Raw genomic sequence first — 24,357 nt, 5'->3', positions numbered from 1 at the left:
TCAATGCGTGCCGAGCATGGCCCGCAGCGCGGGTGCATTCTCGATGCGGATTTCGCGCCCTTCCACCTGGATCATGCCCGCCGCCGCCAGGCGCGACAGCGCCCGGGTAACCGTTTCCAGCTGCAGCGACAGGAAGTTGCCCAGCTCGGCCCGGGTCATGCGTAGGAACAGCTGCCGGGCACTGAACCCCAGCGCCTCGAGCCGCGTCGCCAGATCCAGCAGAAATGCCACGACGCGCTGCTCGGCGTTGAGCGTGCCGACCGTCAGCATCCAGCGCCAGTCGCGCCGCAGCTCGTTCGCGAGCATCGCGGTCACCAGGGGCAGCGCCTCGGGCAACTGGGATTTCAGCAGGTCCAGGGGCAATTCCCAGACCTCGGAGGTGTCCAGGGCCACCGCCGAGCAGGCGTGCGTGGGCGTGTCGTAGGAATCGATCGCCAGCAGATCCCCGCGCAGATGGAAGCCGGTGATCTTCTCGCGTCCATCCTCGCTGAGGACGCAGGTCTTGAAGCAGCCGGCATGGACCAGGTACAGCGCCTTGCAGGGCTGGCCTTCGCGAAACAGCGTTTGCTTGGGCTGCAGGCGGCGACGCAGCAAGGGCATGCCCCGTAGCAGCGCCTCAAGGCCAGGTCGCGTCGTCTCCTGGTCGGCAGACGTCACAGGGGTCGGCTCGCAGGACATCACATGGCTCTCGATCAACATGGCGGAGCTCTCCTGAAGGACAGCCGGCACGTTAGGCCGGCTCGGTCATCGGACGATGTCGCTTCTGTAACGGACGGTAACGGCCGGTCACGCGGGGCGTCCGGGTTGATCGCGATCAAGCCCCTGGCCGGCTCCCTGGGGTCAACTTGGCTCGAGCCCGCTTCGCGAGTCCCCGCCATGAATCGCGTCAAAGGCAAGACCTGCATCGTCACCGGGGCTGCGCTGGGCATCGGCCGCGCCTGCGCGCAAAGACTGGCGGAGGAAGGGGCAAACCTGGCGCTGTTCGACGTGATCGACGATGAAGGACGCGGTCTGGCCGACGCCCTGCAGGACCAGGGCATGCCCGCACGCTACTGGCATGTCGACGTCGCCAGCGAGCGATCCGTGCAGGCGGCGATCGACGGGGTCGCGAATCACTATGGATCGATCAACGTCCTGGTCAACAACGCCGGTATCGCGGGCGTCGACAAGCCCACCCACGAGGTTACCGAGGATGAGTGGGATCGCGTGCAGGCGGTGAACGTCAAGGGCGTGTTCTTCTGCACCAAGCATGCGATTGCGCACCTGCGGCGTGCAGGCGGCGGCAGTATCGTCAACCTGTCGTCGATCTACGGGCTGGTCGGGGCTCCGGACGTGCCGCCCTATCATGCGTCCAAGGGGGCGGTGTCGCTGATGACCAGGACCGATGCCATGTTCTATGCGCCCGACCGCATCCGTGTGAACTCGGTCCACCCGGGATACATCTGGACGCCGATGGTCATCGGCCACGTGAGCTCGGGTGGCGCGACCGACCTGGCCGCGGCGCGTGAGGAACTGGGCCAGCTGCACCCGCTCGGCCATGTCGGGGAGCCGGACGATATCGCCTGGGGCGTGGTGTACCTGGCCTCGGACGAATCGAAGTTCATGACCGGCGCCGCACTGGTGATCGACGGCGGCTATACCGCACGATGAGAGCGCAGCCCCGATCCGCTACGGGTCTGGCGTCGCGACTTCTTCTGACCACTCAGTGCGAGAACAGCACCGGCAACCGTGCGTGCTCGAACAATGTCCGGGTCACGCCGCCGAACACCTGTTCCATCGCGCGCGAGCGGCTGTAGCCGCCCGCGACGATCAGCTGGGCACTGGATTCCGCCGCATAGTCCAGGATCCGCTGCCCACTCGAACGGTCTCCGGATTCGTGCAGCTGCAGACGGATGGCGACCTCGTGTCGCCGCAGGTGACGCAGCAAGGCCTGCCCTATCGCTTCGTCCTTCGGCCAGCGAGCGTGGTCGTCGTCGACCATCAGCATGTCGATGGCCCGCCCTGCCCGCAGCAGCGGCATGGCATCGTGCACCGCCCGCGTCGCCTCACGGGTCGGCTTCCAGGCGATCAGGATGCGCTCGAACGCATCGGCCACCGGCGCAGCGTCCGGCACCAGCAGCAGTGGCCGCCCACTGCCGGTGAGCAGGCCTGCGAAGAGTTGCCGGTCGGCATCGACGATCCTGTCGCCGCGTCCCATCACGACCAGGTCGGAATAGCGCGCCGCGACCAGGGCCATTTCCGTCGCCGTCAGCCAGGGGCTGGCGCAGCGGCGGATCTCGTACGGAGCGGTACCGCCGACCAGACGCGCTTCCAGCTTCGCGGTCAGGGCGGAAATCGCGGCGTCCGCGGATTCCTTGAGGGTCGTGAACACGCCTTCCGGGTAATAGTCCCAACCGGCGTTCGGCGTGATCATGCTGACGCCAACAAGGGCGACTACGTGCCCGCGATTCGCCTCGGCGAGCTTGCTGGCCGTCAGCAGCGCCGCATCGCTGATGTCGCCCTGTACCACTGGAACCAGGATGTCCTTGAACACGACGGCGACTCCGTGACGATCACGGACAAATCATCTTCTAGTCGGGGGCGCCGGCATTGATCCATGTCAAGTCCGGCAAGCCGGGCGAACCGTTGATCTGCATCAAGGTCCATCCACCTTTCACCGGCTAGCCTGGTGCGGCACCTCTACCGGGAGTCCGCCCCGTGACCAGCACGCCGCTCGTCCAGCGCCCTTCCATCGGCCCGGAATACCCGCGCTGGTCGCAATCGCTCCGCGATCGCAGTCACGTCCTGATCCGCCCGATCACCACCAAAGACGAAGCTGCCGAGCGTGCGTTCATGCAGGGCCTGTCGGATCGGGCGCGGCGTTTCGGATTCCTCGGCGAGGCAGAAGGGCCGGGGGAGCCGACGGGCGAAACATGTGTCGAAGAAGGCCGTGGGCACGATGTCGCCTTCGCAGCCTTCACCATGGATGACAGCCGCGAGCGCATGGTCGGGGTTGCCCGCTACAGCACGGACGATTCCAGCCAGCACTGCGAGTGCACCGTTACGGTCGACGAGGAGTGGCAGGGCAAGGGATTGGGAACCGTGTTGATGAGGCACCTGATCGAGGTGGCCCGCATCCGTGGCATCCGCAGGATGACATCCACTGCTTCGGCCGAGAACGTCCAGATGCATGATCTGGCGGAGCACCTGGGATTCCAGGCGCGGGTCGATCCGCAGGATCCCAGCCGGGTGATTTATGCATTGAGCTTGTAGAGGCGGCTGCGAGCGCGAGTGTTATACGTCGCGGAAGGCCGCCTCTTGGGCGAACTGAACTTGGTTGCGGGTCGACCGGAATTTGAGCAGCGGCACTCCTGCAATCTCGGGTTCGGTGATGCGGAAGGTTGGCGGGCAGATCTCACCCTTCATTCGAACCCACGCTCTCCGTTGGCAGCTCGGCGCCGATCGATGCGGCGGCTTGCCCGTGCTGGCGATCTTCCCGGGCCAGTCCGGTTCTGGCCAGACGCGCAGCCTCCAGATATTGGTCGTAGCACACGTAGAAGCGCCGCCACAGGACCGGCAGCTCCTCCCTCGGCGCCAGGACCATGTCGCTGTAGCAGCCCGTCAGCACGGCGTGCAATCTGTCCAGTTCGGCAACGGTTTCTTCCACCATGATGCGATGCGCGCGGCCCGTGCCGGTCGCGCTCCTCTTCAACATCAACGACAACTCGGACAGGACGCTCGCCGAGCGTTCCAACGCGGTTCTCGCGTGCTTCAGTAGATCGACGGTGACCTGCATCTGCCGCTCAATGTGAGTAGAGAACCGGGATGTGTGCGGCCTGCAACAACTCGCGCGTGGTGCCGCCGAGCATCCATGCCCGCAACCGGTTGTGCCCATAGCCGCCGGCGACGAGCAGTTGTGCGCCTGACTCGGTCGCGTGGCGCAGCAACGCCTGGGCGACGCCCTCGCCGCGGCGTGGGATAGCGACCACGTTGACCTCGAGCCCATGACGGGCGAGATGGGTGCCGATGTCGACGCCAGGATCCTGCCCATGCCCGGATTCGCTCACGACCGGATCGACCGTCACCACGTCGACCGACGACGCGAGCAGCAGGAACGGAAGCGCGTCATGCAGGGCGCGGGTGGCTTCACGCGTGGGTTGCCACGCCACGACCACGTGCGTCGCCGGCAGGCGTGCCTGATGGCCGGACGGAATGACCAGCAGCGGCCGCCCCGATTCCAGCAGCAGATCGCCGAACAGTTCGCGGACGACCGCATCATCGGGTGCCGAAGAGGGGCCGGCCATGATGACCAGGTCCGAATAGCGCGCATGCAGGGACAGCATTCGCCCAGGGTCGCCCAGTCGCGATTCGGCGATGCGCACCTCCCACGGGATCGTCTCGCCCTTCATGCGGTCCCGGAGCCGTGCGGCCCGGGTCTCGCCGGCCTTACGCAGATCACGATCGGCGTCCGCGATCAGCACGTCGGGCTGCATCCCCCACGGACTGGGAAGCGGCAATGGCAGGTTGATGGTCTGGACGAGGGAAAGGTGCGCGTCCAGTTGCGAGGCAAGTTCAATCGCAGCCGCCAAGGCGTTCTCGTCCCCGGCGGTGCCGCTGGCAGGAAACATCAGATCCCGGAACATGGTTGCTCACTCGTCTGGAATGGGCGTACGGTTGCATCCCGCGCGGACGCGGCCGTTGATCTGGGTCAACTCTCCTGCACGCCGTGGCGGCGACGTCATCGGGCGGTGTGGATCCTCGTGCGCCTGTCGCCTCGATGTCAGGCCAAGTTGATCCCGATCAATGAGCCGGAGCCCGGGCTGCGGGAAGGTGTACCCGCCACGGTTCCCCGGATTCAATGTCGACTCGATGCTGGAGTGCGACTTCGAAATCCCACGCCTGTCGCGGTCGTCCCATATCGAGGTGCGTACTTTGTCCGCTGCGCGCACAAGCAAATGGATGCTCATCGCGTGCCTGATGCTGGTTGCGCTGCCGTCCCGGCCACAGACGTTGCCAACTACCACATCGGGGACGCTTCCAGACTCCGGCTTCCTCTGGCTGCCACAACTGGCGCCCGCAGGGCCGATGACGATCGTCGTCAGCCTGCCGTTGCAACGGGCCTATGTGTTCCGCAACGGGATCCGAATCGGCGTGTCCAGGGTCAGCACGGGAAAAACCGGCTACGAAACGCCAACGGGCGTATTCACCATCCTCCAGAAGCATCGCGAGCACTATTCCAACCTCTACGATGACGCGCCGATGCCGCTGATGCAGCGCCTGACCTGGGACGGCGTCGCGCTGCATGCCGGACAGGTGCCGGACTATCCGGCATCGCACGGCTGCATCCGCCTGCCCTATGCCTTTGCCGAACACCTGTTCGACGCGACAACGACCGGAATGACGGTGATCGTCAGCGCTTCGCGCGATGTCGCCGCGATCGTTCAGTCGGAACCGCTAGCGGCGCGCATGGACACCCCTGCGCCGCGCACCGCACAGGAAAGTGGCTACCAATGGGAACCGCAACGTTCGGAAACCGGGCCGGTCACGGTGGTCGTGGGCGCGGTCGAGCAGGAAATCGTGGTGTTGCGCAACGCCGTCGAGATCGGCCGCGCGCCGGTCAATATTGCCGCCGGCACCTGGCACGGCACGCGTGCCTATCTGCTGTTGCAAGGCTCAGGCCCGGGAACCAGCCGCGTCGTGCCCGGGCGACCCGCGCTTCGCTGGTTGGAGATCCCGCTCGGGCCGGTGTCCGAGACTGCATCCGATCCGGCCCAGGCGATCGACGCGGGTCTGATGCGGTTCGATCCGGGCTTCGCTGCCCGGATCTACGACGTGCTCGTTCCCGGCGCCACCGTGCTGGTGACCGACGAGCCGGTCGGGACCCGCCCGGTCTCTGCCGAAGCCTTACTGGACGCGGAGCGGCCAGCCGAATGAGCGCGTTTGCCTGGGCAAGCACGCAGTGGCAACGCACGACGTTCGTTTGACCTGCATCAATACCTGCCGCGGCGCTTCTGCAATTCTGGCTGCATCGTCCGTACGTCAGGAGCGCGTGATGAATGAGCCCACATCCGGTCCGGCCTATGTCGGCCCCGATTATCCGAGGTGGACCCAGACTCTGGCCGATGGCCGCCAGATAGTGATCCGGCCGCTCAGCCGGCGCGACGCCGCTGCAGAGCGCAGCTTCATCGAAGGCCTCTCGGACCAATCCCGGCGCTACCGCTTCCTCGGCCAGGTTCCGCATCCCAGCGACGAATTCATCGAGCAACTGACCGACATCGACTACGCCAACGACGTCGCCCTGGCTGCCGTCGTCCAGGACGATGGCGGCGAAAGGATCGTGGGCATCAGCCGCTATGCGGCCGATAGCACGCGCGAACGCGGCGAATGCGCGGTGGTGGTCGCGGACGAATGGCAACACAAGGGGCTGGGCACTGCGCTGATGCGTCACCTGATCGGGATCGCGCAGGACCGCGGGCTGCGCCTGCTCGAATCCACCGACATGAGCGAGAACAGCGAGATGCGCGAACTCGCACGCGACCTCGGCTTCCATTGCCGGGTCGATCCCGAGGACGCACACCAGGTGATCTACGGATTGCCTTTGCCGGGCCCGTCTCGCGTGTCCTGAGCCGTCCGCCCGGTCATCCGGACCTGATGGCTGGGTGAACGCCGGCAGTTGCTTGAAACGTGCGATACCGTCGTCGCAACGCGTCCGTCCCACGCACTGACGAAGCACAGCGCGCTCGCCGATGTACCGATGCGGCTACGGAGACGGCACTCCCGTCACTGATTCTTGGCGGGACTGGATCGCCGCGCGTTCGTCTGTATGCGGGCGTCGCCCCAGACGCAGCGCATTGGTGACGACCGAGACCGAACTCAGGCTCATCGCCAGGGCCGCGATCATCGGGCTGAGCAGCAGGCCGAACACCGGATACAGCACCCCGGCCGCGATCGGCACGCCGAGGGCGTTGTAGAGGAAGGCGAAGCCCAGGTTCTGCTTCATATTCGCCACGGTCTGGTTCGATATCGCGCGCGCCTCCACGATTCGCCGGAGATCGCCCTTCACCAGCGTCACCTGCGCGCTGGACATGGCTACGTCGGTTCCGGTGCCCATCGCGATGCCGACGTCGGCCGCGGCCAGCGCGGGCGCATCGTTGATGCCGTCGCCGGCCATCGCCACGCTGCGGCCTTCGGCCTTCAGCTGCTGGATGAGCAGCACCTTGTCCGCGGGCCGGACCTCGCCGCGCACTTCCGTGATCCCCAGCGAGCTGCCAACTGCGGCTGCCGTCGCCTGGGCGTCGCCGGAGGCCATCACGATGCGCAGCCCGGCGGCGCGCAATGCGTCGAGCGCGGCGCGGGTCGTTGGCTTGATCGGATCGGCCACGGCCACCGCGCCCGCGAGCTGGCCATCCACGGCCAGGAACATCACCGTCGCGCCTTCCGCCCGCAGGGCGTCGGCTGCGGCGCCGACGGCATCGATCCGCGCACCGACCTCTTCCATCAACGCAAGGTTGCCCAGGACCACGGCGCGTCCGTCCAGTACGCCGCGAACGCCGCGCCCGGTCAGGGAATCGAAGTCCTGCACCTGCGCGATCGCCAGGGAGCGATGCTTGGCCTCGGCCAGGATCGCCTCGGCCAGTGGATGTTCGCTGCCCTGCTCCAGGCTTGCCGCGAGGCGCAACACTTCGCTTTCGGAAAACGCCTCGACTGCAATCACGTCGCGGAACGCAGGACGCCCCTGCGTGAGGGTGCCCGTCTTGTCGACCACCAGCGTGTCGATGGCACGCAGGCGCTCGATCGCCTCGGCATCGCGGAACAGTACGCCGGTCTGCGCGGCGCGGCCGGTGGCGACCATGATCGACATGGGCGTCGCCAGCCCAAGCGCGCACGGACAGGCGATGATCAGGACCGATACCGCATTGAGTACGGCGTAGGTCCAGGACGGATCGGGTCCGAGCAGGCCCCACGCGAAGAAGGTCAGCACGGCGACGCCGAACACGGCCAGCACGAACCAGAACGCGACCTTGTCGGCCATGCGCTGCATGGGCGCGCGCGAACGCTGCGCCTGCGCCACCAATTGCACGATCTGCGACAGCACCGTTCCCGACCCGACCTGGTCCGCGCGGATCACCAGGCTGCCGGTGCCATTGAGGGTCGCGCCGATCACCTTCGCGCCTTCCCCTTTCTCGACCGGGATGGACTCGCCGGTGAGCATCGATTCGTCGATGCTCGAACGGCCGTCCAGTACCGTGCCGTCGACCGGCACCTTTTCGCCCGGTCGCACCCGCAGCCGGTCGCCGACGTGCACGTGCGCGAGCGGAATGTCCTCTTCGATCCCGTTGTCGCCGATCCGCCTCGCCGTCTTCGGCGCAAGACCCAGCAGCGCCTTGATTGCGGCGGAGGTCCTGGACCGCGCCCGGAGCTCGAGCAGCTGGCCCAGCAGGGTCAACGACACGATGACCGCGGCCGCCTCGAAATAGACGCCAACCCGCCCGTGCTCGCGGAACGACGCCGGAAACAGGCCCGGCGCGACCGTGGCGACCACGCTGTACCCAAACGCGGCAGCCACGCCGATTCCGATCAGCGTCCACATGTTCGGGCTGCGGTTGCGGATCGATTGCACGCAACGTTCGAAGAACGGCCAGCCAGCCCACAGCACCACCGGCGCGCTCAGCACCAGCTCCAGCCAGGTGCGCGCACCAGTGCTCACGAACGTCAGGCGGTCGCCCAGCATCGCCAGCAGCAACACCACCGCCGTCAGCGGTAACGTCCACCAGAAGCGATGCGAGAAATCCCGCAGTTCGGGGTTGTCCTCGTCCTCCAGGCTGGGCATCTCCGGCTCGAGCGCCATCCCGCAGATCGGACACGTGCCCGGCCCTTGCTGCCGGATCTGCGGATGCATGGGACAGGTATAGATCGTGCCTGGTGGAGCCGGAGGCGCAGTCTCGGTCTTCGGAGAGAGGTAGTGCGCAGGATCGGCAACGAACTTGTCCAGGCAGCGTGCCGAACAGAAGTGATATTCGTGGCCTGCGTGCGTAGCGTGGTGCGCCGTGCTGGCAGGATCGACCCGCATGCCGCAGACCGGATCGATGGCCGACTTGTCCGTCGCTGCTCCCGCGCCTGCGCCGCCGCCCTGCCCATGCGCACCGTGATTGTGGTGTTCGTGCGTGTTCATGACGCGTCCTCGTCCAGCGCGTGCAGGATCGGGCACGCTTCCAGTGCGCCATGCCCTGGGCAGGCCTCCACAAGGGTCCGCAAGCCGTCGCGGATGCGGGTGAGTTCCGACAGCTTGGCCTCGACATCGGCCAGCTTGTGTTCCGCTGCCGCTTTCAGGCTGCCCATGTCGTCCTCCCTGCGCCCGGACAGTGCAAGCAGTTCCCGTATTTCCTCCAGGGTGAACCCGAGGCTTTTTGCGCGCCGCACGAAACGCAGTCTGGTGACGTCGCCAGCCTCATAGCTGCGGTAGCCCGATGGGCGGCGCGCCGGGGCAGGAAGCAGGCCCTGGCGTTCGTAGTAGCGCACGGTGTCGATGGGGACGCCGGTCTGTTGCGCGAGTTCACCGATCTTCATCGAAACCTCTCGGATGCGGGATGGAGCAAGTCTGCACCCTTGAGTAAGGTCCAGAGTCAAGCCCCTTGTAGGCCTGACCCTGTATCGGCTGCGTTCAATGCGTGGCGAAGACCCCGGTCGAGCCATCCCGGTGCACCAGTTCGACCGTGTACGGCTCCGTGCGCCCATCCGGCAGTTCCATGCCCGGCGAGCCTGCCGGCATGCCCGGCACGACCAGGCCCTTGGCGTCGGGTTTGTGCGCCAGCAACCGCTTCACGTCTTCCGCCGGGACGTGTCCTTCGATGAAATAGCCGCCGATTTCGGCCGTATGGCAGGACCCCTTGCCGAGCGGCACGCCGACACGCTCCTTGATGGGGTGAAGATTGTCGGTCTCGCGTACCTCGACCTAGAAGCCGGCGGCACGCATATGGTCGACCCAGGCACCGCAACAGCCACAGGTCGGACTCTTGTGGACGACCATCTGCTGCACTTTGGCCGGTGCGGCAATAGCCGGTGACGCCGCAGCGGCGGGCGCAGGCGAGTGAGCCGTGATTGCCGCCACGGATCGATTGGACACGGGTTCCGGGCTCTTGGCGCAGGCGGTTGCCAGCGTCAATGGCGCCAGCGTGGCGAGGATCGCGAGCATGCATTTGCTGTTCATTTCGACACCTGCTTCTTCGGCCGCGACGACCAGTGGATGTGCACGATGCGCCAGTCGGCGCCGACTTTCCTGAGGACCATGGTTTCGGTACTGAACAGGGTCAGTGGCTTGTCATCCTTGGTGGTGTGCAGCTCGCTCTCGGTGCTGACCCAGGCCAATGATCCTTCCGCCCTGGCCACGCGCTGCTTCACCTGCACATGTGCCTCACGCAGGAACGCGGCATCTGCGCGGGCATGGTGGCCGAGATACTCCTCGCGCGAGCGTTCGGCGCCGCCGCTTTCCAGCACCAGCACGTCATCGGCAAGCAGCGTGCGTACTCCGTCCAGGTCGCCGGCCTGCAGGGCCTTGGAGAACCGTTCGACCACGGCGACAGCAGGTTGCGCCTGTGGGTCGACTCCGGTCGCAGGAACGGCATGCGCGTGGTCCTTCGGATCGTGCGCCCAGCCAGGAGTGGACAGCAGGAGCGAGCCGGCAAGCGCAAGGGCCTGAATGGCAGGTTTCATGGGGCAGTCCCTAAGGTCAGTGCGGGTGATCATGGTCGTGCTGCATCGCTTCGGCAGGCTCGGGGTCGGCAGCCGGCTTGGTCTCGCTTGCGGACTGAGGCGATGGAGCTGCCAGGGTCGGTGCCGCTTTCGCCGCGGCAGGCTCCGGCGCATGGACATGGCGCTTGCCATCGGCATGGACATGCGTTGTCCCCGGCGAGGCTTCAGGCGCAGCCTTTGCGGCCGTCGATGCGGGCGCGTCGTGGTCGTCGCCCTCGCCTGCCGGATGCGGATGAGCCGCACCAGCAGCCTCATCGTGATCGGTCATGCCCTCCGCATGCGGATGGTCACCGGTTTCGCCACCGCCATGGGAGTGCCCGCCGCTTCGGGCTACCAGCGCCTGGTATTGCGCGGCGTCCAGCTTGGGCAACTCCTGCACGAACGCGACCATGTTCCAGATGTATTCGTCGCCCATGCTCTTGCCCCAGGCCGGCATGCCCGAGGCCTTGATCCCATGCTTGATCACCCAGAAGGCCTCGGCGGCATCCACGGTCTGCCGGGTCAGGTCGGGAGGCACGGGATACAGGCCCCTGCTCAGTTCGGTCCCAGCCGTTCCCGGCTTGAGATGGCATCCGGTGCACATGGCTTCGTAATTGCCCGCACCCTGCGCGATGCGCGCAGGGTCGTTCAGCGCCGGTACCTGCAGCTTGCTCGCCCGGGCTTTGATCGAACGTTTTCGCAAGGCCTCGGTCAGCGCGTAGACCGGCCGGGTGTGAGGGTCATCGGCAGCGACGTTGTAGACCCCGGACCAGACGAAGCCGGCAGCGGCGACCGCGCCGAGACCAGCCAGGGCGCTCAGGGCGAGCAGTGTTTTGCGTGTCACGAAAGGCATGGGCGATTTCCCTGTCAGAACCAGATGCGCACGCCGGCGACGAGGCGTGTGTCGTCGGCGTCTTCGCCCTCGTCGCGGCGGAAATCCGCCGTCCGACCGAAGGCACGTTCATGGACGATGCCGATGTAGGGCGCGAACTGCCGGGTGAACTCGTAGCGCAGGCGAAGCCCGGCTTCTGCCGTGCTCAGTCCCGAGCCGATGCCCCGCCGCAGATCGTCTTTTCCGTAGAGGTTCACCTCGATCTGCGGTTGCAGGATCAACCGGTTCGTCAGCAGGGTTTCGTACTCGACCTCGAAACGCGCCGCAGTCTGGCCGCGTTCACCCAGGTAGGCGGTGGCTTCCACCTCGAACTTGTACGGAGCAAGACCCATCACGCCGATCGCCAGAAAATCCTGGGAATCGCCTGGCTCGAAGTCGTGGCGGACGCCCACGACCAGATCCCACCAGGGAGCGAAGGCGCGGCCGTACAGCACCTCCAGATCCACCGCTTCGGTGTGGCCGCCAGTCCGCTCTCCCTCGCTGCGCAGCCACAGCTTGTTGAGGTCGGTCCCGATCCAGGATTGCGCTTCCCACTCCAGGCCGGTTCCTTCATCCGCGTCGAACGCTTCGAGCCGGTCCAACAGGACGTAATACTGGATGGTGTTGTCGTGCACCGCGTGGTTGCCGGCATGCGCAAACGCTGCCGCCCGGTCGGCGTCCGTGACTTCCGGAATCGGGGTGCGCGGTTCGTCGCTGGGGGTCGGCATCGTATGCCCCATCGCCGCGTGATCGACTGGCTCGCCGGGCTGCTGGGCGGTGGGCATGGCATGCCCCATGGCGGCATGGTCAACCGGTGCTGGCTCCCGGCTTGCCTTTGGCTTTTTCTTGGGCGCAGGCTTGGCCTTCGCAGGTTCCTTCGGTTTGGTCTGGTGCTGCGTATGATCCTGCGCCGCCGGCACCGGCATCTGGTGCTGCGCGTGGCCCTGGGCCACGGCCTGGGCGGCAAGCAGCAGGGCCGGCGCAAGTGTTGCGAAAGCAAGCGTGCGCATGGTCATTCCTCCACCCTCACTTCCCGCATCATTCCCGCCTCCATGTGGTACAGCAGGTGGCAGTGGTAGGCCCACCGGCCCAGCGCGTCCGCGCGCACGCGATAGCCGCGCTTGCTGCCGGGTGGCATGTCGACGGTGTGCTTGCGCACCAGGAAGTTGCCCTGCTCGTCCTCCAGATCGCTCCACATGCCGTGCAGGTGGATCGGATGGGTCATCATCGTGTCGTTGACCAGGACGATGCGCATGCGCTCGCCGTAGTTCAGGCGGATCGGTTCGACATCCGAGAACTTCTGCCCGTTGAAGCCCCAGGCGAATCGTTCCATGTGGCCGGTGAGGTGCAGCTCGATCGTCCGACCTGGATCGCGACCGTCCGGATCCTCGAACGCGCTCCGCAGCATCGCGTAGGTGAGCACCTGGCGCCCGTTGCCACGCAGCCCGATGCCCGGATCGTCCAGCTTGGGCACGGGCGACATGGTCTGCATGTCCACCAGCGGGTTTCCCGATTCGCTGGCCGGGTGGGTCTGCATTGCGCCGCTGCCGTGGTCCATTCCCGCCATGCCTTCGTGCTGCATGGCCGACATGTCGTGCCCGGCATGCGCATCGCCTGCGGCTGGTTGTGCAGGCATCGCTGCGCCCGCGTGGTCCATGCCCGACATGTCGTGGCCCATGCCGCCATGGCCCATGTCGCCCATGGTCAGGATCGGGCGTGGATCCACGGCGGGCACCGGCGCGCGCAGGCCTTCGCGCACCGCCAGCGTGCCGCTGACATAGCCGGTGCGGCCCATGTCCTGCGCGAAGATGGTGAACGCGTCCTGCCCAGCGGGCTCGACGATCACATCGAAGGTTTCGGCCGTGGCGATGCGGAACTCGTCCACCGTCACCGGGTGGACGTACTGGCCGTCGGCCGCGACGACCGTCATCTTCAGGCCGGGAATGCGCACGTCGAAATGGGTCATCGACGAGCCGTTGATGAAGCGCAGGCGGACCTTCTCGCCGGACCGGAACAGCCCGGTCCAGTTGCCGAGCGCGGTCGTGCCGTTCATCAGGTAGGTATAGGTATTAGCGTTGACGTCGGACAGGTCGGTGGGCGTCATGCGCATCTGGCCCCACATCTTCCGGTCGGCCACCGTCGCAGCGAGACCATCGCGCTCGGCGTCGCGGAGGAAATCGCCAACGGTGCGCTTGTAGGTGTTGTCGTGCCCCGGCATTTTTTTCAGGCGGGCGAACAACGCTGCCGGATCCAGGTCGGTCCAGTCACTCAGCATGACCACGTAGTCGCGGTCGAACGCGAAGGGCTCGGGCTCGAGCGGATCGATCACCAGCGGGCCGTAGAGACCGGCCTGCTCCTGGTGAGCCGAATGGCTGTGGTACCAGTAGGTTCCGCCCTGCTTGACCGTAAATCGGTAGTGATAGGTCTCGCCACGGCGGATCCCGGCGAAGCTCAGGCCCGGCACGCCGTCCATGTTCGCCGGCAGCAGGATGCCGTGCCAGTGGATCGAGGTTTCGTGGCCATGGATCGAACCGGCCGGTAGCGCATTGGTCACCCGCAGGTTCACCGTGGTGCCTTCGCGCCAGCGCAGCAGAGGCGCCGGCAGCGAGCCATTGACGGTAATGGCCGGACGGGTGCGTCCGGTGAAATTCACCGGCGTTTCGCCGATGGACAGATCGAACTCCGTCCCGGCCAGGACGCCCTGGCCTGCAGGCGAGTCGAGCGCCCAGCCAGCTTTGGGCCACAGGCCCAGGCTCGCGACCGCGCCGCCTGCGGCGAGACCCTGAACGAAGCGACGTCGCGAGGTGCGGACGCGGCGCCCGGGGGGGATCGGATCGGTAGACATACGAACTCCATGGAAGCGTCTGCGGCGTCCGCAACCTGCGGAGCCACGCGTGCGCCGGTAGCGCACAGGTCAGGGGCGCCGGAAACGGCGCATCGGACGCTTAGCCGATGGGAGGTCGGATCAGGTGCAAAGTCGCGGGCTCTATATGCCCCTTGGCTACCGGCGACATCAGCCTGTCGCTGCGTGGGGTAACCGATCCATCATGAGCGGTAGGTGCACCGGCCTGCGCACCCATGCACGCGCAACTGCAGCTCGACTGGGTGCAGCAGTCGGGTGCCGGATGCTTCGACTGCTGGTCGGGCCCCGTCCGTTGCGGCGCCTCGTCCGCCGCAGGCGTTGCTTCGACGCCTTCATGACAAGCGTGGCCAGCGGAAGGCGCCGAATTCCGCGCGGCTTCCGATTTGGACGCATGGGTGCCACCGATAGTCGCTGCGCCTGCCACCGCCGTGGTCCCGTTGAGGACGAAGGCAACGATCAGGAGCACGCGCGTCAGGAGCGGCCAGAACGACATGCGTCTACTTTAGCGCGCCGCGACGCGGGCAAAGTAGATGATTCGTGAACTCTGAACGGACTCCAGCATTGGCTCACGTCCTGCCGCGTCGAGGCCGGCTCGAGTACCGGGCGGCTTCTCACGTGACTGCGCGCCGCATTCCCGGAAGATGCCAGCAGCACCGCAAGGCGCCTCTGCGGCGCAGACTCGGAACCTACCGCAGTCGCGCACCCGCAAAAGACCCAGCGAAGCCGGGTCTTGAGCTGGCGCCCCCACGGGGATTACGCGCCTGCGGCGCGCCCTTCGGGCCATCGGCACGCTGCGCCGGTGTTCGCAGCCGCTGCGCGGCTGCAGTCGAACCCCGCGGGATTCTCATCCCCGTGGCTGGGAAAGAAGAACGCCCGCTTGCGCGGGCGTTCTGAAGTGGCGTCCCCACGGGGATTCGAACCCCGGTCGCTACCGTGAAAGGGTAATGTCCTAGGCCTCTAGACGATGGGGACGTTGTACAGGGACGGTTCGGACGAGGCAGTCCGAAAGTCCTTTGGTTCTGGAACCGTGGTGGAGCCAGCCGGGATCGAACCGGCGACCTCCTGCATGCCATGCAGGCGCTCTCCCAGCTGAGCTATGGCCCCACGGCTGGAAAGCGCGAAAGTTTAACGATCCGTGGAAGTCAGCGTCAAGGCTTTGACATCCGGCTCGGCGGCGGCTGAGTCGTTTTCGACCCGCACCAGCGTCGCAACCCCATGGCCGCGCTCGGCCAGGTAGTCGAGCCACTTGCCGAGAAAGGTGTTCATCCGCAGCCGGTGCCCGATGACCTCGGCCGGCGGCGGGTACATCCCGATCACATCCTGCCAGCGCCGGCCGATATAGCAGTGCGTGGCTTCGACCTGGCGGGCATCGCGGTACAGGCGCAGGAACGCGGACGGATCGGGTTCGCCGGTGACCGGATCGCGCAGCGCATAGGTCATGCGCAGCTCCACCGTGTAGCGATGCTGTTCGATCACCTGCAGGCACAAGGCCAGGCCATCGGTGCCTTGCGAGACGTAGTTGCCCGCGACCAGATCGGCGGGTTCGAACAGGCGTACGAGCTTGCGATAGTTTTCCGCGTACAGCCCCATCAGCCAGCCGAACCGGCCGATCCGGGGGAGCCGCGCGACGCGGGCGAGAACTTCTGCCATGACCCGATCCTACACGGCGCGGAACGATCCGGGCAGCATTGACGGATCACGCGATGAGGGCTAACGTGAAGTTCCACTCGACCCGCGCCCTTGCGCGGGTTTTTCGTTGCGAGCCGCACCGCGCTGCGAGCGTTCGGCCCCGTTCAGAACATCTCGCGGTTGATCCCCAGTTCCTCGAGCAGGCGACTGCAGATCTCCTCGATCGAGGCGTGGGTCGTGCTCAGCACGGGAATGCGTTCCATCTGGAACATCGACTCGGCGGCGGCCACTTCCCGGCGACAGGTATCGAGCTGCGCGTAGGTCGAATCCGGCCGGCGTTCCTGGCGGATCTGATGCAGGCGTTGCGGGTCGATTGTCAGGCCAAACAACCGGCTGCGATGCGCGCGCAGCTTTGCCGGCAGCCGCTCGCCATCCAGGTCGTCGGGCGTGAGCGGGTAGTTTGCCGCGCGGATGCCGTAATGCAGCGCAAGGTAGACGCAGGTCGGGGTCTTGCCCGCCCGCGACACGCCCACCAGGATCACGTCGGCGTCGGTGTAATCCATGCTGACCCCGTCGTCGTGGGTCAGCGCATAGTTCATCGCGTTGATGCGCCGGTGGTAGGTCTCGAAGTCGACCATGCCATGCGCCTGGCCGACCCGGGACAGCCGTTGGGTTCCCAGCTCGCGTTCCAGCGGCTCGATGAACGGCGCGAACACATCCAGCATCAAGGCATCGCTGCCGGCCAGGATCGCATTGAGGTCCGGGTCGACGCAGGAGTTGATCACGATCGGACGCAGCCCCGCCTGCACCCCGCTCTCCCGGATTTCTTCGGCCGCCGCCTGCGCCTTCTCGATCGTATCCACGAAGGGAATGCGATCGGTCGCGAACTGCAGGCCGGTGAACTGGGTCAGCAGGGTGTGGCCGATGGTTTCGGCGGTGATCCCGGTGCCATCGGAGACATAGAACACGGGACGGGTCGCGCTCATGGAAGCGGTTTCATGTTCCGGGCTGGAAGGCCGGATTCTGGCACCGGCTAAAATAGCCGCTTTCGCCCGTTATCACCGGTGCAACCGCGCCGCCCGCGACCCCGGAGCCCACCTTGACCGCCAACATCCTGTGGCTGCACGACCTGCGCCTGACCGATCTCGCCCAGGTCGGCGGCAAGAACTCCTCGCTCGGCGAGATGATCGGCGAGCTCTCCGGACTCGGTGTGTCGGTGCCCGGCGGTTTCGCCACCACCGCCGACGCGTTCAAGGCCTTCATCGCGCACAACACCCTGCACCAGCGGATTTACGACCGGCTGGCGACGCTGGACGTGGAGGATGTCCGGGCGCTCACTGCTGCCGGTACGGAAATCCGAAGCTGGGTGATCGATGCGCCGCTGCAGCCGGAGCTGGACCGGGACATCCGCACCGCCTATGCCAGGCTGTGCGCCGAACAGGGCGGAGCCGCGTCCAACGGCAACGATGTCGCGGTGGCGGTGCGTTCGTCCGCGACCGCGGAAGACCTGCCCGATGCGTCCTTCGCCGGCCAGCAGGAGACCTTCCTGAATGTCACCGGCGCCGACGATGTAGTCCGCAAGGTCAAGGAAGTCTTCGCCTCGCTGTACAACGACCGTGCCATCGCCTATCGCGTGCACCACGGCTTCAAGCATGAAGACGTGTTCCTGTCGGCCGGCGTGCAGCTGATGGTGCGTTCGGATGTCGGCTCCGCCGGGGTGCTGTTCACCCTGGACACCGAATCCGGATTCCGCGACGTGGTGTTCATCACCGCCAGCTACGGGCTCGGCGAAATGGTCGTGCAAGGCGCGGTGAATCCCGACGAGTTCTACGTCTACAAGCCGACCCTGCGTCAGGGCAAGCCCGCGATCCTGCGCCGCTCGCTGGGCAGCAAGCAGCTGCGCATGGTGTATTCGGACGTGCCAGGCGAACGCGTGCGCACCGAACAGACGCCCGCCGAGCTGCGCTCGAAGTTCTCGATCTCCGACGCCGACGTGCAGGAACTCGCGAAGCAGGCGCTGGTGATCGAACAGCACTACGACCGGCCGATGGACATCGAATGGGGCAAGGACGGCATCACCGGCAAGCTCTACATCCTGCAGGCGCGTCCGGAGACGGTGAAGTCGCGCGCGCACGTCACCCAGATCGAGCGCTACACCCTGTCGCAACGCGGCCAGGTGGTGGCCGACGGCCGCGCCATCGGCAGCAAGATCGGCAGCGGCGTGGCGCGCGTGGTGCGTACCCTCGAGGACATGAACCACGTGCAAGCCGGCGACGTGCTGGTGGCCGACATGACCGATCCCGACTGGGAACCGGTGATGAAGCGCGCCTCGGCGATCGTGACCAATCGTGGCGGCCGCACCTGCCACGCCGCGATCATCGCCCGCGAACTGGGCGTGCCGGCGGTGGTCGGCACCGGCGATGCGCTCGAGCGCGTCGCCGACGGCAGCGAAGTGACCGTGAGCTGCGCCGAAGGCGATACCGGCTTCATCTACGCCGGCGCCCTGCCCTTCGAGCGGATCACCACCGACCTGGGCAACATGCCGCCGGCGCCGCTGAAGATCATGATGAACGTGGCCAACCCGGAGCGCGCGTTCGACTTCGGCCAGCTGCCCAATGCCGGCATCGGCCTGGCGCGTCTGGAAATGATCATCGCCAGCCATATCGGCGTGCATCCCAAGGCCCTGCTCGAATACGCGCAGCAGGACGCGGCGACGCGGAAGAAGATCGACGAACGCATGGCTGGCTACACCGGTCCGGTGGAGTTCTATGTCGATCGCCTGGCCGAGGGCATCGCGACTATCACCGCATCGGTAGCGCCGAACCCGGTCATCGTGCGGCTGTCGGACTTCAAGTCCAACGAATACGCCAACCTCATCGGCGGCGCCCGCTACGAGCCCCACGAAGAAAATCCGATGATCGGCTTCCGTGGCGCCAGCCGCTATGTCGACCCGTCGTTCCGCGACGCGTTTGCCCTCGAATGCCGCGCGGTCAAGCGCGTGCGCGAAGACATGGGCCTGGACAACCTGTGGGTCATGATCCCGTTCGTGCGCACGCTCGACGAGGGCCGCAAGGTGCTCGAGGTGCTGGCGGAGAACGGCCTGAAACAGGGCGAGCGGGGCCTGAAGGTCATCATGATGTGCGAAGTCCCGTCGAATGCGCTGCTGGCCGACGAGTTCCTCGAACTGTTCGACGGATTCTCCATCGGCTCCAACGACCTCACCCAGCTGACTCTGGGCCTGGACCGAGATTCGGCCATCGTCGCCAACCTGTTCGACGAACGCGACCCCGCGGTGAAGAAGCTGCTGTCCATGGCCATCCGCGCCGCACGCGCCAAGGGCAAGTACATCGGTATCTGCGGCCAGGGACCGAGCGACCATCCGGACCTGGCGCAGTGGCTGATGGACCAGGGCATCGAATCGGTCTCGCTCAATCCCGACACCGTGGTCGATACCTGGCTCAGGCTGGCGAAATCGAAGGCCAGCTGAGCCGGGCCATCAGCCGTTCGCCACAGCCCGGGCGGCTTGCAGTCGTTTAACCGGGGCGTTGTTACCATCCCCGCGATCCAACCCGCACGCCCCGAACAGGGGCGTGCTGCATTCCGGAGCGAACGATGTTGCAGCAAACCCCGGCCGCACCCGCCGTGCCTGCGCCCAAGGACACCAGCGCAATCGTGCAGCAGTTCCGCGGCGTCGACTGGATGCAGCTGCTGGAAACCTGGGGCCTGAAGCTGCTGGCCGCAGTCGTCATCTTCCTGGTCGGGCGCTGGCTGGCCCGGCGGCTGATCCTTGCGCTGGAGAGGGTCCTCGGACGGGCCCGCGTCGATGCGACCCTGATCGGCTTCCTGCGCAACGTCGGCTACGCGGCCATGCTGGTGCTGGTCGTGATCACCGCGCTCAGCGCGATCGGCGTGCCGACCACCTCGATGTTCGCGCTCCTCGGCGCCGCGGGCCTGGCGGTCGGCCTGGCGCTGAAGGATTCGCTTTCCAACATCGCTTCCGGCGTGATGCTGATCGTGCTGCGACCGTTTCGCCTCGGCGACCATGTGGTCGTCGCGGGTGAGGAAGGCATCGTCCAGGAAATCCGGGTGTTCCAGACCCGCCTGCATGCCTTCGACCAGCGCGTGATCGTGCTGCCTAACAGCGAGATCACCACCGCGCCGATCATCAATTACACCACTCTGCCCACCCGCCGCATGGAGATCCCCGTGGGTGTGGGCTACGAGGACGACCTGAAGCAGGCACGCGAATTGCTGCTCGACATCGCGCGGCGCGAACCGCTCGTGGTCGACGAGCCCGCACCCTTCGTCCAGGTCAAGAACCTCGCCGAAAACGGGGTCGACCTGATGTTGTATGCGTATGCCAGGAACACGGATTTCGGCGAAGCCTCGAGCCGGGTCACTGAAGCCATCCGCAACGACCTCATTGGCCACGGTATCAACATCCCCTATCCGCAGCGCGATCTGCACGTCTACCACCGCGACGCCGATGGGCGTCCGATCGCGGAGATCCTGATGCGTGCGGTCGCCGACGACGGCGACCGTCCGAAGAAGCCACCTGCGCCCTAAGGCGCTGGAGCGACGGCCAGTGCCGCCATGTGCTTGCGGTAGTGGCGCAGTTCGGCAATCGAATCGCGCACGTCGCTGAGCGCGGTGTGCGCGCTTTCCTTGGACACGCCCGCCAGTACCTGCGGCGCCCAGCGTCGCGCGAGTTCCTTGAGGGTGCTGACGTCGAGGTTGCGGTAATGGAAGTGCTTCTCCAGCCGCGGCATCAGCCGGTGCAGGAAGCGACGGTCCTGGCAGATCGAATTGCCGCACATGGGCGAGGTGTTCGCCGGCACCCACTGGGCCAGGAAGCGCAGCGTGGCCGCTTCGGCCTCGGCCATCGGCACCCCCTCCTCCAACACCCGCCGCCACAGCCCGGACTTGCCGTGCTGCTTGCGATTCCAGTCGTCCATCCCCTCGAGCATCGACAGGGGCTGGGCGATGGCGAACTCGGGGCCCTCCGCCAGTACGTTGAGCTGCGAGTCGGTGACGACGGTGGCGATTTCCAGGATCGAATCCCGGTCGGTATCCAGTCCGGTCATCTCCAGATCGATCCAGATCAGGCGTCCTTCCTTGCCGTTGGCTGTCGTCATCGCTCGCGCTGCCGGTAGGGTCGCGGCATGATACCCGGCATGCCGACCAATCCCGCCTTCGCCCATTACGCCATCCTGACCGCGATGCTGGCGCCGGCCTTCTTCCTGACCGCCACAGCCTCGCTGCTGATGTCGGCCAATCAACGCCTGGCGCGGGTGATCGATCGCCTGCGCACCGTACTCAAGGAACTTGAGGACACCAGCGACCCGGAGTACCGCAGCGTGCTCGAGCGGCGCATCGAGATCCAGCGCCTCCGCAGCCGCCTGGTGTTGCGCGGAAGCCAGCTGCTCTACGCGGCGATCAGCTTTTTCGTCGGCACCAGCCTGAGCGTCGCGGCCGACGCCATCGTCGGCTATCGCGCGGTGGCGCTGCCCACGATCATGGCGGTGCTCGGCGTGCTGTCGCTGTTCGCGGCGAGCCTGTACCTGGCGCGCGAGTCGGTGCTGGCGGTGAAGGTGATCGACGAGGAAATGGATCACCGGCATGCGATCGCGCGCATGCGCAGGCGTGAGGAGAAACAGGAAGACGAAGAACCGTAGGGGGGGTCAAGACCCGCCCTGCAAGAGCGGCTTGCCCCGTTTTCGGCGGAAGTAGTTGGTGAGGCGTGCGCCTGCCTCGGCGGCCATGACCCCGCCAACGACTTCGACACGATGGTTATGCCGCGGATCGGAGAGCAGGTCGAATACGCTGCCCGCCGCTCCGGTCTTCGGATCGGTCGCAGCGTAGACCAGGCGCGCGACCCGCGCATGGACCATCGCCATCGCGCACATCGCGCAAGGCTCCAGGGTGACGTACAGCGTGCAGCCGACAAGCCGGTGGTTGCGCAGCGCCCTGCCCGCCTGCCGCATCGCCATGATCTCGGCGTGCGCGGAAGGGTCATGCTCGCTGATGTTGCGGTTCCAGCCCTCGCCGAGCATATTTCCTTCTGCATCTACCACCAGCGCACCGACCGGAATTTCGTCGTCCTGGTGCTCGGCACGATCCGCCAGTGCCAGCGCCTGGCGCATCCAGCGAAGATCGGCGTTGGGTTCCGGTTCCATCGTCCGCTACTGGATCTTTCCGAGATAGTCGAGCTTGCCCAAGGGGACGCCCTTGTGGCGCAGGATTCCGTAGGCGGTGGCGAGATGGAAATACAGATTCGGCAACAGGAAGCTGCGCACGTAATCCTGCGCGGTGAACTTGAGTTCGCGCTGCCCGGCCTTGAAACGGATCTCCCGCTGCTCGCCGCCGTCGATGTCCGCGGCGGCAACGCCTTGCAGGTACGCGACGGTTCTGGTGATGCGCGCCTTCAGCTCGTCCAGGGTCGTCTCCTCGTCCGCGAAGCCGGGCGCCTGGCCCTGCGACAGTCGCGCGCCGCCGAACTTGGCGGTATCGCTGGCACGCTGCACCTGACCGGCGAAGTCGAGCATGTCCGGCGCCAGGCGCGCATGCACGAGTTCGGCCTCGTCGATGCCGTGGTCGCGGGCGAATGCGACCGCCTTGTCGATCTGCATCGACAGATTCTCGAGGCCGCGGACCAGCGCGGGGATGGAAACCTCATACAGCGAAAGCGTCACGCACTACTCCCATTCGATGGTGGCCGGAGGCTTTCCGCTGATGTCATAAACAACGCGAGAAATGCCTCTTAACTCATTGATAATTCGGTTAGAAACCTTGCCGAGAAAATCGTAAGGCAGCTGCGCCCAGTGCGCGGTCATGAAGTCGATGGTCTCGACCGCACGCAGCGCGATGACCCATTCGTAGGCGCGGGCATCGCCGACTACGCCAACCGACTTCACCGGCAGGAACACCGCGAAGGCCTGCGAGGTCTTGTCGTACAGATCGGCCTGGCGCAGTTCGTCGATGAAGATGTGATCGGCCTTGGCCAGCAATTCCGCGTATTCGCGCTTCACCTCGCCAAGGATGCGTACGCCCAGCCCAGGCCCGGGGAACGGATGCCGGTAGACCATCTCCCTTGGCAGTCCGAGTTCCACGCCCAGGCGGCGCACCTCGTCCTTGAACAGCTCGCGCAGCGGCTCCACCAGGCCGAGCTTCATGTCCGCAGGCAGCCCGCCGACGTTGTGGTGGCTCTTGATCACATGCGCCTTGCCGGTCCTGCTGCCGGCCGATTCGATCACATCCGGATAGATGGTGCCCTGGGCCAGCCACCGCGCATTGGCGAGCTTGTGCGATTCCTCGTCGAAGATCTCGACGAACAGGTTGCCGATGATCTTGCGCTTGGCTTCCGGGTCGGCAACGCCCTCGAGCTTGTCGAAATAGCGGTCGGCCGCGTCGACCCGGAGCACCTTGACGCCCAGGTGCTCGGCGAAGGTGGCCATCACCTGGTCGCCTTCCTGCCAGCGCAGCAGGCCCGTATCGACGAATACGCAGGTCAGCTGATCGCCGATCGCCTTGTGCAGCAGCGCTGCGACCACCGACGAATCCACCCCGCCCGACAGGCCCAGGATGACTTCGTCGCTGCCGACCTGCTCGCGCACGCGTGCGATCTGGTCCTCGATGATGTTGGCAGCGGTCCACAACGTCTGGCAGCCGCACACCTCCACCACGAAGCGGCGCAGCAAGGTCTGGCCCTGCTTGGTATGGGTGACTTCGGGATGGAACTGGACGCCGTACCAGCGCCTGGCCTCGTTGGCCATGGCCGCAACCGGAATGCGCTCGGTGACGGCGGTGACCGTCCAGCCCGGCGGCGCCTGCGCGACGTGATCGCCGTGGCTCATCCACACATCGATGCGCGGTTCGCCATCGTGGTCGCTCAGGCCGCCGAGCAGGGCGTCATGCGCGACCAGCTCGACTTCGGCATGACCGAACTCGCGCGCGTCGGCGGCTTCGGTGGCGCCGCCCAGCTGCGCGGCCAGGGTCTGCATGCCGTAGCAGATGCCGAGGATCGGCAGCTCGCTGTCGAATACTTCCTGCGGAGCCTTGGGTGCGCCGAATTCCGTAGTCGATTCCGGCCCACCCGAGAGGATGATGCCCTTCGCGCCGTATGCGGCGATTTCCGCCGGGTCGTGGTCCCAGGCCCAGATCTCGCAATACACCCCGATCTCGCGGATGCGGCGTGCGATCAGCTGCGTGTACTGCGCGCCGAAGTCGAGGATCAGGATCTTGTCGGTATGGATGTTGGTCATCGGTTTTTCGTGTTCTCAAACGAAGA

23 protein-coding genes, 2 tRNA genes and 1 pseudogene are annotated in these 24,357 nt (G+C 66.2%); 7 read left to right on the top strand and 19 right to left on the bottom strand.

Features of this window, described 5'->3' with window-relative positions:
- Nucleotides 1-600: a cyclic nucleotide-binding domain-containing protein gene (locus MC380_RS04305; protein WP_242163230.1), complete on the bottom strand. Its 600-nt coding sequence runs from the start codon at nt 598-600 to the stop codon at nt 1-3.
- Nucleotides 601-876: 276 nt separating this feature from the next.
- On the opposite strand from MC380_RS04305, the gene MC380_RS04300 reads away from it, so the two are divergent.
- Nucleotides 877-1,650 carry a glucose 1-dehydrogenase gene (locus MC380_RS04300; protein ID WP_242103879.1) on the top strand — a complete coding sequence of 258 codons (774 nt, stop codon included), beginning with the start codon at nt 877-879 and terminating at the stop codon, nt 1,648-1,650.
- Between the two features lie 52 nt (nt 1,651-1,702).
- Here the strand turns inward: MC380_RS04300 and MC380_RS17995 are convergent, their stop codons facing one another.
- Nucleotides 1,703-2,533: a universal stress protein gene (locus MC380_RS17995; RefSeq protein ID WP_242163228.1), complete on the bottom strand. Its 831-nt coding sequence runs from the start codon at nt 2,531-2,533 to the stop codon at nt 1,703-1,705.
- Between the two features lie 164 nt (nt 2,534-2,697).
- Here MC380_RS17995 and MC380_RS04290 point away from each other — a divergent pair, with 164 nt between their 5' ends.
- Nucleotides 2,698-3,252, top strand: coding sequence for a GNAT family N-acetyltransferase (locus tag MC380_RS04290; RefSeq protein ID WP_242103881.1), 555 nt, complete (start codon nt 2,698-2,700; stop codon nt 3,250-3,252).
- Between the two features lie 142 nt (nt 3,253-3,394).
- On the opposite strand, the gene MC380_RS04285 is transcribed toward MC380_RS04290, so the two are convergent.
- Nucleotides 3,395-3,775: a hypothetical protein gene (locus MC380_RS04285; RefSeq protein ID WP_242163226.1), complete on the bottom strand. Its 381-nt coding sequence runs from the start codon at nt 3,773-3,775 to the stop codon at nt 3,395-3,397.
- Between the two features lie 7 nt (nt 3,776-3,782).
- Nucleotides 3,783-4,622, bottom strand: coding sequence for a universal stress protein (locus MC380_RS04280; protein WP_242103883.1), 840 nt, complete (start codon nt 4,620-4,622; stop codon nt 3,783-3,785).
- Nucleotides 4,623-4,782: 160 nt separating this feature from the next.
- Here MC380_RS04280 and MC380_RS04275 point away from each other — a divergent pair, with 160 nt between their 5' ends.
- Together MC380_RS04275 and MC380_RS04270 are read left to right on the top strand one after the other, a co-directional pair.
- Entirely contained in the window at nt 4,783-5,913 is a 1,131-nt protein-coding gene (locus tag MC380_RS04275) for a L,D-transpeptidase family protein (protein ID WP_343223530.1), read from the top strand.
- Nucleotides 5,914-6,031: 118 nt separating this feature from the next.
- Nucleotides 6,032-6,604: a GNAT family N-acetyltransferase gene (locus tag MC380_RS04270; protein WP_242163224.1), complete on the top strand. Its 573-nt coding sequence runs from the start codon at nt 6,032-6,034 to the stop codon at nt 6,602-6,604.
- A gap of 135 nt (nt 6,605-6,739) precedes the next feature.
- On the opposite strand, the gene MC380_RS04265 is transcribed toward MC380_RS04270, so the two are convergent.
- From MC380_RS04265 to MC380_RS04215, 11 genes and pseudogenes are all read right to left on the bottom strand, one after another.
- The gene (locus MC380_RS04265; RefSeq protein ID WP_277929856.1) at nt 6,740-9,151 is read right to left on the bottom strand and encodes a heavy metal translocating P-type ATPase; all 2,412 of its coding nucleotides are present in this window, start codon (nt 9,149-9,151) and stop codon (nt 6,740-6,742) included.
- A complete protein-coding gene (locus MC380_RS04260) occupies nt 9,148-9,546 on the bottom strand; it encodes a heavy metal-responsive transcriptional regulator (RefSeq protein ID WP_242103885.1) in 399 nt (132 codons plus the stop codon). The genes MC380_RS04265 and MC380_RS04260 overlap by 4 nt, the downstream gene beginning before the upstream one ends.
- 94 nt (nt 9,547-9,640) lie before the next feature.
- Nucleotides 9,641-10,171, bottom strand: a pseudogene (locus MC380_RS04255) (DUF411 domain-containing protein).
- Nucleotides 10,172-10,182: 11 nt separating this feature from the next.
- Complete coding sequence (locus MC380_RS04250; protein WP_242163222.1) at nt 10,183-10,689, bottom strand: nuclear transport factor 2 family protein; 507 nt, start codon at nt 10,687-10,689, stop codon at nt 10,183-10,185.
- A gap of 16 nt (nt 10,690-10,705) precedes the next feature.
- Nucleotides 10,706-11,560 carry a cytochrome c gene (locus MC380_RS04245; protein WP_242163220.1) on the bottom strand — a complete coding sequence of 285 codons (855 nt, stop codon included), beginning with the start codon at nt 11,558-11,560 and terminating at the stop codon, nt 10,706-10,708.
- A gap of 14 nt (nt 11,561-11,574) precedes the next feature.
- The gene (locus tag MC380_RS04240) at nt 11,575-12,594 is read right to left on the bottom strand and encodes a copper resistance protein B (protein WP_242163218.1); all 1,020 of its coding nucleotides are present in this window, start codon (nt 12,592-12,594) and stop codon (nt 11,575-11,577) included.
- Nucleotides 12,591-14,423, bottom strand: coding sequence for a copper resistance system multicopper oxidase (locus MC380_RS04235; RefSeq protein WP_242163216.1), 1,833 nt, complete (start codon nt 14,421-14,423; stop codon nt 12,591-12,593). The genes MC380_RS04240 and MC380_RS04235 overlap by 4 nt, the downstream gene beginning before the upstream one ends.
- A 914-nt stretch (nt 14,424-15,337) precedes the next feature.
- A tRNA-Glu gene (locus MC380_RS04230) sits at nt 15,338-15,413 on the bottom strand.
- A gap of 56 nt (nt 15,414-15,469) precedes the next feature.
- Nucleotides 15,470-15,545 (bottom strand) — tRNA-Ala (locus tag MC380_RS04225).
- 21 nt (nt 15,546-15,566) lie between these two features.
- Nucleotides 15,567-16,091, bottom strand: a complete 525-nt coding sequence (locus tag MC380_RS04220) for a DUF1249 domain-containing protein (RefSeq protein ID WP_242163214.1) — start codon at nt 16,089-16,091, stop codon at nt 15,567-15,569.
- Between the two features lie 143 nt (nt 16,092-16,234).
- Nucleotides 16,235-17,056, bottom strand: a complete 822-nt coding sequence (locus MC380_RS04215) for a pyruvate, water dikinase regulatory protein (protein ID WP_242103892.1) — start codon at nt 17,054-17,056, stop codon at nt 16,235-16,237.
- Between the two features lie 113 nt (nt 17,057-17,169).
- On the opposite strand from MC380_RS04215, the gene ppsA reads away from it, so the two are divergent.
- The gene (gene ppsA, locus MC380_RS04210) at nt 17,170-19,557 is read left to right on the top strand and encodes a phosphoenolpyruvate synthase (protein ID WP_242163213.1); all 2,388 of its coding nucleotides are present in this window, start codon (nt 17,170-17,172) and stop codon (nt 19,555-19,557) included.
- Nucleotides 19,558-19,682: 125 nt separating this feature from the next.
- Nucleotides 19,683-20,636 carry a mechanosensitive ion channel domain-containing protein gene (locus MC380_RS04205; RefSeq protein ID WP_343223529.1) on the top strand — a complete coding sequence of 318 codons (954 nt, stop codon included), beginning with the start codon at nt 19,683-19,685 and terminating at the stop codon, nt 20,634-20,636.
- On the opposite strand, the gene orn is transcribed toward MC380_RS04205, so the two are convergent.
- Nucleotides 20,633-21,205, bottom strand: a complete 573-nt coding sequence (gene orn, locus MC380_RS04200; RefSeq protein WP_242163211.1) for an oligoribonuclease — start codon at nt 21,203-21,205, stop codon at nt 20,633-20,635. The genes MC380_RS04205 and orn overlap by 4 nt on opposite strands.
- A 39-nt stretch (nt 21,206-21,244) precedes the next feature.
- Here orn and MC380_RS04195 point away from each other — a divergent pair, with 39 nt between their 5' ends.
- Nucleotides 21,245-21,745, top strand: coding sequence for a DUF2721 domain-containing protein (locus tag MC380_RS04195; protein ID WP_242103894.1), 501 nt, complete (start codon nt 21,245-21,247; stop codon nt 21,743-21,745).
- Nucleotides 21,746-21,751: 6 nt separating this feature from the next.
- On the opposite strand, the gene tadA is transcribed toward MC380_RS04195, so the two are convergent.
- The 3 genes from tadA to guaA are packed head-to-tail and all read right to left on the bottom strand — an operon-like array spanning nt 21,752 to nt 24,331.
- Nucleotides 21,752-22,246: a tRNA adenosine(34) deaminase TadA gene (gene tadA, locus MC380_RS04190; protein ID WP_242103895.1), complete on the bottom strand. Its 495-nt coding sequence runs from the start codon at nt 22,244-22,246 to the stop codon at nt 21,752-21,754.
- A 6-nt stretch (nt 22,247-22,252) separates the two neighbouring features.
- Nucleotides 22,253-22,762, bottom strand: coding sequence for a DUF1993 domain-containing protein (locus MC380_RS04185; protein ID WP_242103896.1), 510 nt, complete (start codon nt 22,760-22,762; stop codon nt 22,253-22,255).
- A 3-nt stretch (nt 22,763-22,765) separates the two neighbouring features.
- Nucleotides 22,766-24,331: a glutamine-hydrolyzing GMP synthase gene (guaA, locus tag MC380_RS04180; protein ID WP_242163209.1), complete on the bottom strand. Its 1,566-nt coding sequence runs from the start codon at nt 24,329-24,331 to the stop codon at nt 22,766-22,768.
- Nucleotides 24,332-24,357 lie beyond the last annotated feature (26 nt).

Source organism: Lysobacter sp. M15 (genome assembly GCF_022662515.1).
Classification (GTDB): domain Bacteria; phylum Pseudomonadota; class Gammaproteobacteria; order Xanthomonadales; family Xanthomonadaceae; genus JAKPBU01.
The sequence above is the reverse complement of the archived record's forward strand: the minus strand, read 5'-3'. Positions and strand labels throughout refer to the sequence as shown.

Excerpts from the sequence above, each read along its gene's own strand:
- MC380_RS04240 (WP_242163218.1), bottom strand. The coding sequence starts at position 12,594 with ATGACCATGCGCACGCTTGCTTTCGCAACACTTGCGCCGGCCCTGCTG.
- MC380_RS04265 (WP_277929856.1), bottom strand. The coding sequence starts at position 9,151 with ATGAACACGCACGAACACCACAATCACGGTGCGCATGGGCAGGGCGGC.
- MC380_RS04195 (WP_242103894.1), top strand. The coding sequence starts at position 21,245 with ATGCCGACCAATCCCGCCTTCGCCCATTACGCCATCCTGACCGCGATG.
- MC380_RS04305 (WP_242163230.1), bottom strand. The coding sequence starts at position 600 with ATGCCCTTGCTGCGTCGCCGCCTGCAGCCCAAGCAAACGCTGTTTCGC.
- guaA (WP_242163209.1), bottom strand. The coding sequence starts at position 24,331 with ATGACCAACATCCATACCGACAAGATCCTGATCCTCGACTTCGGCGCG.
- MC380_RS04300 (WP_242103879.1), top strand. The coding sequence starts at position 877 with ATGAATCGCGTCAAAGGCAAGACCTGCATCGTCACCGGGGCTGCGCTG.
- MC380_RS04235 (WP_242163216.1), bottom strand. The coding sequence starts at position 14,423 with ATGTCTACCGATCCGATCCCCCCCGGGCGCCGCGTCCGCACCTCGCGA.
- MC380_RS04215 (WP_242103892.1), bottom strand. The coding sequence starts at position 17,056 with ATGAGCGCGACCCGTCCCGTGTTCTATGTCTCCGATGGCACCGGGATC.
- MC380_RS04285 (WP_242163226.1), bottom strand. The coding sequence starts at position 3,775 with ATGCAGGTCACCGTCGATCTACTGAAGCACGCGAGAACCGCGTTGGAA.
- tadA (WP_242103895.1), bottom strand. The coding sequence starts at position 22,246 with ATGGAACCGGAACCCAACGCCGATCTTCGCTGGATGCGCCAGGCGCTG.
- MC380_RS04275 (WP_343223530.1), top strand. The coding sequence starts at position 4,783 with ATGAGCCGGAGCCCGGGCTGCGGGAAGGTGTACCCGCCACGGTTCCCC.
- MC380_RS04205 (WP_343223529.1), top strand. The coding sequence starts at position 19,683 with ATGTTGCAGCAAACCCCGGCCGCACCCGCCGTGCCTGCGCCCAAGGAC.
- MC380_RS04260 (WP_242103885.1), bottom strand. The coding sequence starts at position 9,546 with ATGAAGATCGGTGAACTCGCGCAACAGACCGGCGTCCCCATCGACACC.
- MC380_RS04270 (WP_242163224.1), top strand. The coding sequence starts at position 6,032 with ATGAATGAGCCCACATCCGGTCCGGCCTATGTCGGCCCCGATTATCCG.
- MC380_RS04220 (WP_242163214.1), bottom strand. The coding sequence starts at position 16,091 with ATGGCAGAAGTTCTCGCCCGCGTCGCGCGGCTCCCCCGGATCGGCCGG.
- orn (WP_242163211.1), bottom strand. The coding sequence starts at position 21,205 with ATGACGACAGCCAACGGCAAGGAAGGACGCCTGATCTGGATCGATCTG.
- MC380_RS04245 (WP_242163220.1), bottom strand. The coding sequence starts at position 11,560 with ATGCCTTTCGTGACACGCAAAACACTGCTCGCCCTGAGCGCCCTGGCT.
- MC380_RS04280 (WP_242103883.1), bottom strand. The coding sequence starts at position 4,622 with ATGTTCCGGGATCTGATGTTTCCTGCCAGCGGCACCGCCGGGGACGAG.
- MC380_RS04250 (WP_242163222.1), bottom strand. The coding sequence starts at position 10,689 with ATGAAACCTGCCATTCAGGCCCTTGCGCTTGCCGGCTCGCTCCTGCTG.